This is a genomic window from Streptomyces sp. 11-1-2, assembly GCF_003595545.1.
Classification (GTDB): domain Bacteria; phylum Actinomycetota; class Actinomycetes; order Streptomycetales; family Streptomycetaceae; genus Streptomyces; species Streptomyces hygroscopicus_B.
The window spans coordinates 6303674-6316210 of the sequence record NZ_CP022545.1 but is presented as its reverse complement, the minus strand read 5'-3'; the positions used below and the strand labels follow the sequence as shown (position 1 = coordinate 6316210).

General features: G+C 71.1%; 10 protein-coding genes and 1 pseudogene. 5 read left to right on the top strand and 6 right to left on the bottom strand.

Annotated elements, in window-relative coordinates:
* The first annotated feature begins 3 nt into the window (after positions 1–3).
* The gene (gene trpS, locus CGL27_RS26865) at positions 4–1023 is read left to right on the top strand and encodes a tryptophan--tRNA ligase (RefSeq protein WP_119990550.1); all 1020 of its coding nucleotides are present in this window, start codon (positions 4–6) and stop codon (positions 1021–1023) included.
* A gap of 19 nt (positions 1024–1042) precedes the next feature.
* Here trpS and proC read toward each other — a convergent pair whose 3' ends face one another.
* The gene (gene proC / locus CGL27_RS26860) at positions 1043–1852 is read right to left on the bottom strand and encodes a pyrroline-5-carboxylate reductase (RefSeq protein ID WP_014053983.1); all 810 of its coding nucleotides are present in this window, start codon (positions 1850–1852) and stop codon (positions 1043–1045) included.
* A gap of 872 nt (positions 1853–2724) precedes the next feature.
* On the opposite strand from proC, the gene CGL27_RS26850 reads away from it, so the two are divergent.
* Positions 2725–4266, top strand: a complete 1542-nt coding sequence (locus tag CGL27_RS26850) for a SulP family inorganic anion transporter (protein WP_119990548.1) — start codon at positions 2725–2727, stop codon at positions 4264–4266.
* A gap of 93 nt (positions 4267–4359) precedes the next feature.
* Here CGL27_RS26850 and CGL27_RS26845 read toward each other — a convergent pair whose 3' ends face one another.
* Positions 4360–4743 carry an SH3 domain-containing protein gene (locus CGL27_RS26845; protein WP_119994567.1) on the bottom strand — a complete coding sequence of 128 codons (384 nt, stop codon included), beginning with the start codon at positions 4741–4743 and terminating at the stop codon, positions 4360–4362.
* A gap of 146 nt (positions 4744–4889) precedes the next feature.
* On the opposite strand from CGL27_RS26845, the gene CGL27_RS26840 reads away from it, so the two are divergent.
* The 3 genes and pseudogenes from CGL27_RS26840 (at position 4890) to CGL27_RS53585 (ending at position 7861) form a co-directional block, all read left to right on the top strand.
* On the top strand, positions 4890–7181 hold the full coding sequence (locus CGL27_RS26840) for a PQQ-binding-like beta-propeller repeat protein (RefSeq protein WP_162953076.1): 2292 nt from the start codon (positions 4890–4892) through the stop codon (positions 7179–7181).
* A gap of 193 nt (positions 7182–7374) precedes the next feature.
* Positions 7375–7581, top strand: a pseudogene (locus CGL27_RS52275) (hypothetical protein); the annotation flags it as partial.
* Positions 7529–7861 carry a PQQ-binding-like beta-propeller repeat protein gene (locus CGL27_RS53585; protein WP_119990544.1) on the top strand — a complete coding sequence of 111 codons (333 nt, stop codon included), beginning with the start codon at positions 7529–7531 and terminating at the stop codon, positions 7859–7861. The pseudogene CGL27_RS52275 and the gene CGL27_RS53585, both read left to right, overlap by 53 nt.
* On the opposite strand, the gene ilvD is transcribed toward CGL27_RS53585, so the two are convergent.
* From ilvD to CGL27_RS26810, 4 genes are all read right to left on the bottom strand, one after another.
* A complete protein-coding gene (ilvD, locus tag CGL27_RS26825; protein ID WP_119990542.1) occupies positions 7845–9695 on the bottom strand; it encodes a dihydroxy-acid dehydratase in 1851 nt (616 codons plus the stop codon). The two genes, CGL27_RS53585 and ilvD, sit on opposite strands and share 17 nt — an antisense overlap.
* Before the next feature lie 149 nt (positions 9696–9844).
* Positions 9845–10474: a TetR family transcriptional regulator gene (locus CGL27_RS26820; protein ID WP_078642790.1), complete on the bottom strand. Its 630-nt coding sequence runs from the start codon at positions 10472–10474 to the stop codon at positions 9845–9847.
* Positions 10471–11316, bottom strand: a complete 846-nt coding sequence (locus CGL27_RS26815; protein WP_240450645.1) for a sugar phosphate isomerase/epimerase — start codon at positions 11314–11316, stop codon at positions 10471–10473. The genes CGL27_RS26820 and CGL27_RS26815 overlap by 4 nt, the downstream gene beginning before the upstream one ends.
* Before the next feature lie 290 nt (positions 11317–11606).
* The gene (locus tag CGL27_RS26810; protein WP_078642788.1) at positions 11607–12536 is read right to left on the bottom strand and encodes a Ppx/GppA phosphatase family protein; all 930 of its coding nucleotides are present in this window, start codon (positions 12534–12536) and stop codon (positions 11607–11609) included.
* Position 12537 lies beyond the last annotated feature (1 nt).

Genomic DNA, 12537 nt, shown 5'->3' with positions numbered 1-12537 from the left:
GAGATGACGGAGACGAAGACGGCACGGCGCCGGATCTTCAGTGGGATCAAACCGAGCGGGCATCTGACCCTCGGCAACTACCTCGGGGCCGTACGCCGGTGGGTTCAGGAGGACCAGCACCGTGCCGACGCGCTGTTCTGCGTCGTCGATCTGCACGCGCTCACGGTGGAGCACGATCCGGCGCGGGTGCGGCGGCTCACCCGGCAGGCCGCCACGCTGCTGCTGGCCTCGGGGCTCGACCCCGAGCAGTGCACGCTGTTCGTCCAGAGCCAGGTGGATGAGCACGCGCGGCTGTCCTATCTCATGGAGTGCACGGCCACCGACGGCGAGATGCGGCGGATGATCCAGTACAAGGAGACGGCCGCGCGGGAACAGGCGAGGGGGCGGAGCGTACGGCTGTCGCTGCTCACCTATCCGGCGCTGATGGCGGCCGACATCCTCGTCTATGGCACGCATGAGGTGCCCGTCGGCGAGGACCAGACACAACATGTCGAGCTGGCCCGGGACCTGGCGCAGCGGTTCAACCAGCGGTACGGACCGGTCTTCACCGTGCCCCGGGCCACTCAGCCGCGGGTCTCGGCGCGGGTGATGGATCTGCAGGACCCCACCTCGAAGATGGGGAAGTCGCATGCGGAGACGGCGGGCATCGTCTATCTGCTCGACGAACCGGACGCGGTGCGGAAGAAGATCATGCGGGCCGTCACGGACAGCGGAACCGAGGTGCGGTACGACCGGACGGAGCAGCCGGGGGTGGCCAATCTGCTGGATGTGCTCGCCTCGTGCACCGATGGAAAGCCGGAGGTGCTGGCCGGGGAGTTCAGCTCGTACGGGGCGCTGAAGCGGGCCACGGCGGAGGCGGTGCTGGAACTGCTGCGGCCCCTTCAGGCCCGGCACGCGGAGCTGTGCGCCGACCCCTCTTATATGGACGGGGTGCTGCGGGCCGGGGCCGAGCGGGCGCGCGGGCTGGCCCGGCCCCGGGTGGACGAGGCGTATGCGGCGGTCGGACTGCTGCCGCCCGCCTGAGCAGAGCGGCTGGTCGGCGTCAGCCGTTGCCGGAGGCGAGCTCGCGGCTGCGGTCGCGGGCCGCCTCCAGCGCGGCGATCAGCGCGGCGCGCACCCCGTGGCTCTCGAGCTCGCGGATGGCGTTGATCGTGGTGCCCGCCGGGGAGGTCACGGCCTCCCGCAGCTTGACCGGGTGCTGATCGCTGTCGCGCAGCATCACCGCGGCGCCGATGGCCGCCTGGACGATCAGGTCATGGGCCTTGTCGCGGGGCAGGCCCAGCAGGATGCCCGCGTCGGTCATGGCCTCGACGAGGAAGTAGAAGTAGGCCGGGCCGGAGCCGGAGAGGGCGGTCGCGGCGTCCTGCTGGGACTCGGGGACGCGCAGCGTCTTGCCGACGCCGCCGAAGATCGCCTCGGTGTGGGCGAGGTGCTCCTCGGTGGCGTGGCTGCCCGCCGAGATGACGGACATGGCCTCGTCGACCAGTGCGGGGGTGTTGGTCATCACACGGACGACCGGGGTGCCGGCGGCCAGGCGCGCCTCGAAGAAGGAGGTGGGGATGCCGGCGGCGCCGGAGATGACCAGCCGGTCGGCGGGGACGTGTGGGGCGAGCTCATCGAGCAGGGCGCCCATGTCCTGCGGTTTGACGGTGAGGATGAGGGTGTCGGCGGACTTGGCGGCCTCGGCGTTGGAGACGGCCTCGACGCCGTGGCGCGAGCGGAGCTCCTCGGCGCGCTCGGGGCGGCGGGCCGTGACCAGGAGGTCGGACGGCGACCAGCCACCTCGGATCATTCCGCTGAGAAGGGCTTCGCCGATCTTTCCCGTGCCGAGCACGGCGACCTTCTCCGTCATAGTGCGGCTCTCCTCATACCTGAGTGGGTCGTGCTGTGCTGCAAGTGCGTTCTCCGCCATCTTCCCACGGGTGGCCCATTATCCCTGGCGCTTATGAATTACTTATTCGTCGTTCGATGAATTAATTTTCTCGCGCCATCCGGCGTGACCGGGAAGCCGCTTTGCGCCAGCGCCTATGGGGGCGCCCGGAACCAAGCAGTCCTGTTCGATGACTCCAAGTTCACAAGTCGGTTACATATCGACTTGCAAATGGTCACGATCTCATGGACACAATAGGGGTCGGTGTCTATACGTACGGGAAGGGGGCGATGGTGAGGAGCATTCGGCATACCGCTCATGCACTGGTAACGGCGGTAGCCGTGTTGCTTGCCCTCTTCATCGCGGCTGATTGCGCGTCCGCGCAGGTCATCCATCCCGAAACGAGCAGCGTCACCGCTTCAGCCGATCCGCGGCCGACCACGGAATCATGGGTCTCCGCGCACGGCGACCACGGAACGGAAGACTGCAAGGGGCTCCGTGGACGGGCCCCGCTGACCGCTCCCACACCGAGCGGCAAATACGGATGTGTGTGCGGTTGCGACACTGGTGTTCCGGTGCCGCGTACCGCCATCTCCACACCGGTCACCGGGCGGCAAGCCGTTCCGGTGTCGAGATCGGGCGAGCTGCCCGTCATCCTCCAGATCTTCCGCTGCTGAGAGCTACATCGCCGTAGCCCGGCGGTTCGTCTCGGACACTTCTCCACGCTTTCACGCTTCTCCCAGCAAGCGATCTCAACCGCCAGCGACCGATTCCATCGATCCCACTGACGTAGCGCTATGCCGTGCCCCCGCCTGCCCATGAGCCGGTGACGGGGCGCACTGGAGGCAACCCTCATGCGAAACTCTCTCTTTGACCGTTTCCGTGGTGCCGGAGGCACCTCAGGCTCATCCGGCGCCAAAACATTCCGCGCCGACTTCACCGCTTCTCTCGTCGTCTTCCTCGTTGCCGTCCCCCTGTGCGTGGGGGTGGCGGTGGCCTCGGGTGTTCCGGCCGAGCTCGGCCTGATCACCGGCATCGTCGGCGGGCTGGTCACCGGCTTCCTGCCGGGCAGCAGCCTGCAGGTCTCCGGCCCGGCCGCCGGTCTGACCGTGCTGGTGTACGAGGCCGTGGAGCAATACGGCGTCGCCGCACTCGGCGTCCTCGTCCTGATCTCCGGACTGCTGCAGCTGGCCATGGGCGCGCTCGGCCTCGGCCGCTGGTTCCGGGCGATCTCCGTCGCCGTGGTGCAGGGCATGCTCGCGGGCATCGGTCTGGTGCTGATCGCCGGACAGCTCTACGCGCTCGCCGACGCCAAGGCGCCGACCAGCGGGCTCGACAAGATCTTCGGTATTCCGGAGCTCATCGGGGACGTGGCCGGTTCCGGGGACGCACTGAAGGCGCTCGCCGTGGGCGTCGGCACGATCGCGGTCCTGGTGCTGTGGCCGCGTTTCCGCCAGGGCGCCAAGGTGCTGCCCGCTCCGCTGGCGGCCGTCGCGCTCGCCACTGCCTCGACCGTGATCTTCGACCTGCCGATCGCGCGGGTCGAGGTCAAGGGTCTGCTGGACGCCATCCAGCCGCCCGGCGGCAGTGAGTTCCAGGCGCTCGCCGAGGTGGGCGTCATCGGCACCGTGCTCGCCTTCACGCTGATCGCCTCGGCCGAGAGCCTGTTCAGCGCCGCGGCCGTGGACCGGCTGCACGACGGTGCCCGCACCGACTACGACAAGGAGCTCATGGCGCAGGGCGCGGGCAACGCGGTGTGCGGTGTCCTCGGTGCGCTCCCGATGACCGCGGTGATCGTGCGGAGCGCGGCCAATGTGCAGGCCGGCGCGAAGACGAAGGCGTCGCGGGTGCTGCACGGTGTGTGGCTGCTGATCTTCGCGGTGCTCTTCCCCTCGGCCCTGGGCATCATCCCGGTGGCGGCGCTCGCCGGTGTGCTGGTGTACTCGGGCTGGAAGCTGATCCCGACCAAGGACCTGGTGCCGCTGTGGCGGACCCACCGCGGTGAGGCGATCATCCTGGTCGTCACCGCCGGCGCGATCGTGGTCACCAATATGTTCGAGGGCGTGATCATCGGTCTGCTGATGGCCGTGGCCAAGACGGCCTGGGAGACCTCGCATGTGCATGTCGAGGTCAGCGGGCGCGAGAACGACGACGCCGGCGACGGTGCCGGCGACAAGCCCCTGCGCGTCCGGGTGCGCGGCAACGCGACCTTCCTGCGACTGCCCAAGCTGCTGGACGAGCTGGAGGGGCTGCCCCGTGAGCGGGAGGTCGAGCTCGACCTGACCGGGCTGCGCCATGTGGACCACGCCTGTGAGATGGCGCTGGCCACCTGGACCGAGCGGCACAACGCGGTGGTCAAGCGTGACGCCACCATCGAGGAGCGGGTCCCGGCGTAACGACGCCCACTCGGGGGGAAACGCCCCCTTCCGTCAGCCGGCCCCCGGCGCCGCACTCGCGGCTCCGGGGGCTGGCTGCGCTCCGGCCGTGGGTCAGCCGCAGGGCACGGTGACGAAGCCGTCGCTGCCGGTCCTCACATAGGCGTCGGACACGTACTGGCCCGGGGCGATGCTGTCCCAGATGTCCGTGGTGCCGTACGGTCCGGAGACCTTCTCGCCGTGCCGCTGGCAGCGGATGGGGACACGGGTGTTGTACGGCAGCACCTTGACGACTCTGTGGTTGGTGCCGGGCCCGCTGCGGACGTTCACCTGGTAGCCGGGCGCGGTCGGATAGGTGATCGCTCCGGCGGCGACCCCGACGGCGTCCGTGCCGTCCGCGGTGTCGGTGGCGTTGGCTGTGTCGGTGGCGTTGGCTGTGTCGATGGCGTTCGCGGTGTCGGTGGTGGCGACGGTTTCCGCGGTCTCTTCAATGGCCATGACGGCCCCTCCCCCGTTGAACTTCTTTCCGAAGTTGTGCACATGTCGTGCGAAGTGACACGACATGCGGAGGTTAACAAGGCTCGCACGTGTCATCGACTAGGCTCGCCGAGTCGCGAATGCGGCCGAATTCACGGGGGTGGGGCATGCCGCCGGTGCACAGAGCCGGGACGGGCCCGGAAGCGGAGGATCCGGAATACGCCGGGCAATACCGGCTCGAGGCGCGCCTCGGATCGGGTGGCATGGGCGTGGTCCATCTGGCCCGCTCGCCCTCGGGACGGCGTCTCGCGGTCAAGGTCGTCCATTCCGCGTATGCCGAAGACCCCGAGTTCCGGGCGCGGTTCCGGCAGGAGGTGGCGGCCGCCCGGCGGGTCAGCGGCGCGTTCACGGCGCCCGTGGTGGATGCCGACCCGGAGGCGCCGAGGCCCTGGATGGCCACCCTCTACATCCCCGGCCCGACCATCGCCGAACACGTCAAGCGGAGCGGCCCGTTGCCGCCGGACGAGACGGTGCAACTGGCCGCGGGGCTCGCGGAGGCGCTGCGGGACATCCATCGGGTGGGCGTGGTGCACCGCGATCTCAAGCCGAGCAATGTACTGCTCGCGGCGGACGGCCCGAAGGTCATCGACTTCGGCATCTCACGGCCGTCCGACAGTGAACTGCGCACCGAGACGGGGCAGTTGATCGGCACTCCGCCGTTCATGGCGCCGGAGCAGTTCCAGCGGCCGCGTGCGGTGGGCCCGGCGGCGGATGTCTTCGCGCTGGGTTCGCTGCTGGTGCACGCGGCCACCGGGCGGGGGCCGTTCGAGTCCGAGAGCCCGTACATCGTGGCGTACCAGGTGGTGCACGACGAGGCGGATCTGGCGGGGGTGCCGGATGAGCTGCTGCCGCTGATCCAGCGGTGCCTGGCCAAGAACCCCGAGGAACGCCCCACGCCCGACGCCCTGATGACGGTCCTGCGCGCCGTCCGCGGCCCCCATCCGCCGGTGCCCCGCGGCCCCGTCCCGCTGGTGCCGCAGCAGCGGACGCCGGAGCCGCACTCCCTGCCGGGCGGGCGTGGGGAGCGAGTCGGCGCCACGGATACGCATGTGAAAGCGGCCTCCGAGCCCGCGCCCCGGCTCATGAAGGACATGAAGGCCGAGCCGGAACCGGTGGCGGCCGAGCCCGAGTCGGTGACGGCGGAGCCCACGGCCGACGAGCCGGTGGCGCGGCGGGGGGTCCGGCGGTGGGCCCTGTCCGGGCTCGCGGCCCTCGTGCTGCTGGGCGCGGGCACGGTCGTCGCGCTGCGCCCGTTCGGTGGCGCGGACGCGTCCGGCGGGCGGCAGCCGCGGAACAGCGCGGCGACCGCGGAGGCATGGCGCCCCTGGACGGCGGGGCTGGACGTCGGAAAAGCGGCGCGCTCGGGGGCGCGGCCCGCGTTCTGCTCGTACGGAGCGGGCGCGCTGTACTGCGCCCGGCGCGGTATCGAGGCCGCCCGGGTCGATCCGGACGACGGCCGGGTGGTCTGGTCGCGGCCGTCCGCGGCGGGGAGCCCCGGTGACGGCGAGGCGATCTCCCCTCCCGTGTTCTCCGGCGGTCTGGTGCAGACGGTGTCCCCGGACGGCGGGCGGCTGCGGGCGCTCGACCTCACGACCCACGACGTCCGCTGGAGCCGCGAGGTGTCCCGTTACGACGGTGGCGTCTACTCCTCGGGTGACACCGTGCTGCTGGCCGCGCCGGACGGCACCGTCACGGCGGTGAACGGCGCGACGAACAAGGAGCGTTGGAGCCATCGGCTGCCCGGCCACGCCAGGCCCGCCTTCTTCTCGTACGGCGACGGCCGCACGGCGTACGCCGTGACCACCTCGGGCGACGGCGCGCACACGCTGGTCACGGCGGTGGACACGGTGCGCGGCGACACGCGCTGGCACGCCTCGCTCAGCGGCAACCTGACCCCGGCCGGGAGCGGCCCCGGCGGAGTGCTGCTGCTGACCGAGACGGACACCCGGACCCGTACCACCGCGGTCGTCCGCTACGACCCGGAGCGGCGTACGGAGCGGCGGGTCGCGCTGTCCGCGCCGGTGTCCGCGACCAGTGCCGTCACCAGCGGCGACCGGGTGTATGTGCTGGGCGCGGACGGCGGGTTGGTGGCCGTCGACACCGGGCGCGAGGGTGCGGCGCGGGCGCGGCTCTGGCGCCTGGAGACCTCGGTGGCCAACGCCTCGCCCCTGGTGACGGCGGACGGACGGCTGTACTTCTCGGCCGCGGACGGCCGGCTGCTGGCCGTGGACGCCGAGCGGGGCGAGGTGATCGGCGAGACCCGCTCGCGCGGGGGCGCGGCCGGTCGCGGCTTTCTGGACCTGATGCCCGCGCCGGTGGCGGCGGACGGCAAGGTGTTCGCGACGGGCCCGGACGGCACGGTGTTCGCGGTGGACGGGCGGGATCCCGCTGGCTGGTGAGGGTGTCCGGCGGACCACACGGCGGAGCCGCATATCGATGCTTTCCCCCACTCGCCCCGTCCCGTTACCAGAGGCTCCGCCCCTGGACCCGGCTCCTCAAACGCCGGAGGGGCTGGATTGCGCTCCGCAAACGCCGGAGGAGATGGACTACGTTGACCGCCGGATCGCGGGTCGGTGGGGGGGAAGAACAGGAATGGCACTGCGCGCCGGGGACCCGGAGTCCATCGGAGGCTACGCACTCGAACGGCGGCTCGGCCGCGGCGGGATGGGCACGGTGTATCTGGCCCAGTCGCAGTCGGGGCGGCGGCTGGCCCTGAAGGTGGTGCATCAGCAGTTCGCCGACGACGATGAGTTCCGGGTGCGGTTCCGTCAGGAGGTCGCGGCCGCCCGGCGGGTCAGCGACCACGGCCGGAAAGCGGCTGTGGAGCGAGGCGACGGAGGTGGAGTGGCTGGGCTCACCCGTCGTGTCCGGGCGCCGGAACGCCCTGTATCTGGCCACCGCCGCGGGCCGTACGGTCGCGCTGGACCGCGGGGACGGCCGGGTGCTGTGGCGAGGCAAGGCGCGTACGGACCCCGGTGGCGTCCCCGCCGAGCTGACGCTGAGCGGTGACGCCCTCACCACGGTCTACGGATACGACACCGTGGAGGCGGCCGGGACCGACATCAGCCGAGGCGGCTGATGTCGCGGACCGCGCCCTTGTCCGCGCTGGTGGCCATCGCGGCGTAGGCGCGCAGTGCGGTGGACACCTTGCGCTCGCGGTCCTTCGGGGCGTAGACGCCGCCGAGCGCCTCGCGACGGGCCGCCAACTCCTCCTCGCTCACCAGGAGTTCGATGGTGCGGCCGGGGATGTCGATGCGGATCCGGTCACCGTCCTGGACCAGGGCGATGGTGCCGCCGGACGCCGCCTCGGGCGAGGCGTGGCCGATGGACAGGCCCGAGGTGCCGCCGGAGAAGCGGCCGTCGGTGACCAGCGCGCATGCCTTGCCCAGGCCCCGGCCCTTGAGGAAGGAGGTGGGGTAGAGCATCTCCTGCATACCGGGGCCGCCCTTGGGGCCCTCGTAGCGGATGACGACGACGTCGCCCTCCTTGACCTGCTTGCCCAGGATCCGCTCGACGGCCTCCTCCTGGGATTCGCAGACCACGGCGGGGCCCTCGAAGGTCCAGATCGACTCGTCCACGCCCGCGGTCTTCACCACGCAGCCGTCGACGGCCAGATTGCCCTTGAGGACGGCCAGTCCGCCGTCCTGGGAGTAGGCGTGCTCCAGGTCGCGGATGCAGCCGCCGGCGGCGTCCGTGTCCAGCGTGTCCCAGCGCTCGGACTGCGAGAAGGCGGTGGCGGAGCGCTTGCAGCCGGGGGCCGCGTGCCACAGCTCGACGGCCTCGGCGGACGGTGAACCGCCGCGCACGTCCCAGGTCTTGAGCCAGTCGGCGAGCGAGGAGCTGTGCACGGAGTGGACGTCCTCGTTCAGCAGCCCGGCGCGGAACAGCTCGCCGAGGATCGCCGGGATGCCGCCCGCGCGGTGCACGTCCTCCATGTAGTACGTGCCGCCGGGGGCCACGTTCGGGGCGACCTTGGCCAGGCAGGGCACCCGGCGGGAGACCTCGTTGATGTCGTCGAGGTCGTAGTCGAGACCGGCCTCCTGGGCGGCGGCCAGCAGATGCAGGATCGTGTTGGTCGAGCCGCCCATGGCGATGTCGAGCGCCATGGCGTTGTCGAAGGCGGCGCGGGTGCCGATGGAGCGCGGCAGAACGGTCTCGTCGTCCTGCTCGTAGTGGCGCTTGGTGATGTCCACGACCGTACGGCCGGCGGTCTCGTAGAGCGCCTTGCGGGCGGTGTGAGTGGCCAGCACCGAGCCGTTGCCCGGCAGGGAGAGGCCCATCACCTCGGTCAGGCAGTTCATCGAGTTGGCGGTGAACATGCCGGAACAGGAGCCGCAGGTCGGGCAGGCGTTGTTCTCGATACGGAGGATGTCCTCGTCCGAGACGTTCTCGTTGACCGCGTCCGAGATCGCGTTGATCAGGTCCAGCTTGCGGACGGTGCCGTCGACGAGCGTGGCCCGGCCGGCCTCCATGGGGCCGCCGGAGACGAAGACGGTCGGGATGTTGAGCCGCATCGCGGCCATCAGCATCCCGGGCGTGATCTTGTCGCAGTTGGAGATGCAGATCAGCGCGTCGGCGCAGTGCGCCTCGACCATGTACTCCACGGAGTCGGCGATCAGATCGCGGGAGGGGAGGCTGTAGAGCATCCCGCCGTGGCCCATGGCGATGCCGTCGTCCACCGCGATGGTGTTGAACTCGCGCGGAATGCCACCCGCCGCGTGGATCGCCTCGCTGACGATCCGGCCGACCGGCTGGAGGTGGGTGTGACCGGGCACGAACTCGGTGAAGCTGTTGGCCACGGCGATGATCGGCTTGCCGAAGTCCTCGCGCGCTACGCCGGACGCCTGCATAAGGGCGCGGGCGCCCGCCATGTTGCGGCCATGGGTGACGGTGCGAGACCTCAGCTCGGGCACGGTGCTCGGCTCCCTCGTAATACGTGCGTCCAGCCAATGGGACGCCCGGCGAATCGGATCGGAGTCTTCTGAGCCTACGCCTGTGTCCATGGATCCGGATGGTCCGTCCGGATCCAGAGACGGTGGGGTCACTGTGTGGAAGCCCTCGATCAGCTCTCGGTCAGATAGCGCTGCAGGGTGGGCCCCACCATGGCCACGATGTCGTCGACCTCGGCCGAGGCCATCGGCTCCATCCGGATCACATACCGCAGCATCGCGATCCCGATGAGGTGCCCGGCCGCGAGCTGGGCCCGGAACTCGGGGTTCGGGACGTCCAGCTCACCCGCCATCCGCAGCAGCACCCGGCGCTCGATCATGCCGCGCAGCACCACGGAGGCGGTCTCGTTGGTCAGCGCCGAGCGCATCACGGCGAGCAGCGGCAGCCGGCTGACGGGGTTCTCCCAGATGCCGAACATGAAGCGGGCCATCCGCTCGCCCGCGCCCTCCCGGCTGCCGTGCACCGCGTCCGGGGCGCCCATGGCGGGCGCGAAGATCAGCTCGATGGCCGCCTCGAAGACCTGCTCCTTGGTGCCGAAGTAGTGGTGGACCAGCGCCGGGTCCACCTCCGCGGCCTTGGCGATGCCACGGATCGAGGTCTTGTCGTAGCCGCGCTCGGCGAATTCGTTGCGCGCCGCGGCCAGGATCCGGTCGCGGGCGCCGGGGCCGTCGGAGGCGCTCGTACGGGCCGGGCGGCCACGCTTGCGCGGGCCCGTGGCGGGCCGGGACGAGGCGGGGGTCATGAACCGGGCACCGCCCTGCTCGGCGGAGTGGCCGAGGTCGGCGAGGCCAGATGCAGCCGGGTGAACGCCAGGGCCTCCGCCAGGTCGGCCTCGCGCTCGGCGGTGGACATGGCCCGCCGGGTGTTGACCTCGACGACCACATTGCCGTCGAAACCGGTGGCCGCGAGCCGTTCCAGCAGCTCGGCGCAGGGCTGGCTGCCGCGCCCCGGCACCAGATGCTCGTCCTTGTTGGAGCCCTGGCCGTCGGCGAGGTGGAGATGGGCCAGCCGGTCGCCCATGCGGTCCACCATCTCCATCGCGTCCGTACGGGCGGTTGCCGTGTGCGACAGATCGATGGTGAAGTGGCGGTAGTCGTCCTGGGTGACGTCCCAGCCCGGGGCGTACGCCAGCATCTCGCGATCGCGATAGCGCCACGGGTACATGTTCTCGACCGCGAACCGCACATCGGTCTCGTCGGCCATCCGCCAGATTCCGCTGACGAACTCGCGGGCGTAGGACCGCTGCCATCGAAACGGCGGGTGGACCACGACGGTGGACGCGTCGAGCTTCTCGGCGGCCGCTCTCGCCCGCTGCAGCTTGACCCAGGGGTCGGTCGACCAGACCCGCTGGGTGATCAGCAGACAGGGAGCGTGCACGGCGAGGATCGGCACCCGGTGGTAGTCCGAGAGCCGACGCAGCGCCTCGATGTCCTGGCTGACCGGATCGGTCCACACCATGACCTCGACGCCGTCGTAGCCCAGGCGTGCCGCGATCTCGAAGGCCGTCGCCGTCGACTCCGGATAGACCGAGGCTGTGGACAGCGCGACCTTCGCATCCGGGATGCGCACCACTGGCTCTGTCACGAGGGACAGCGTACGGCGGCTGCTCTCCGCAGCCGAACCGCGGCGGCGCTTGCGGCTGAACCACCGCCGCTTTCCAGCCCGGTCACCTCCGCTCTCCGGCCTGGCCACCAGGGGTTTCCGGCCCGGCCACCGCCGCTTTCCGGCTCAGCCACCAGGGCTTTCCAGCCCGGTCACCGACGCTTTCCAGCCCGGTCACCGACGCCTTCCAGCCCGGCCGCCGGGGCTTTCCCGCCCGGCCGTCGCCGCTTTCCAGCCCCGCCGCCGCTCCCGGCCCCGGTGACGCCGCGTGGTCACGTGGGCAGGTGGTCCAGGCGGCGCAGGATGACGCCCTCGCGCAGCGCCCACGGGCAGATCTCAAGCTGCTCCACGCCGAACAGATCCAGCGCGGCCTCCGCCACCAGCGCCCCGGCCGGAAGCTGTCCGGCCCGGCCCTCGGAAACCCCGGGCAGTCCGGCCCGTTCCTCGGTGGTCATGGCGGCCAGTTTCGGCACCCACTCCACCAGCGCCCGGCGGGTGAGGCGGCGCTCCACGTACGGCCCCTCGGCGGAGCGCGCGGCGCCGGTGATCCTGGCGAGCTGCTTGAAGGTCTTGGAGGTGGCCACCACATGGTCCGGCGCCCCATGACGGCTGAAATCGCCGACGGTCCGGGCGATCTCGGCCCGCACATGGCGCCGCAGGGCCCGTACCTCCGCCGCGTCGGGCGGGTCGCCGAGCAGCCAGGAACCCGTCAGCCGGCCGGCCCCCAGCGGCAGCGAGACCGCCGTGTCGGGCTCCTCGTCCATGCCGTACGCGATCTCCAGCGAACCGCCGCCGATGTCCAGGACCAGCAGCTTCCCCGCGGACCAGCCGAACCAGCGGCGGGCGGCCAGAAAGGTGAGCCGCGCCTCGTCCGCGCCGCTGAGCACCTGGAGCCGCACGCCGGTCGCCTCGGCAACCCGGGCCAGGACCTCATCGGCGTTGGTCGCCTCACGGACGGCGGAGGTCGCGAACGGCAGGACGTCCTCGACGCCCTTGTCCTCGGCCGCCTCCAGCGCCTCCTTGACCACCGCGATCAGGCGGTCGACGCCTTCGGGGCCGATGGCCCCGGCGCCGTCGAGGAGTTCGGCCAGCCGCAGCTCGGCCTTGTGCGAATGCGCGGGCAGCGGGCGCGCGCCGGGGTGGGCGTCCATCACAAGCAGATGAACCGTATTCGAACCCACGTCGAGGACACCGAGTCTCATA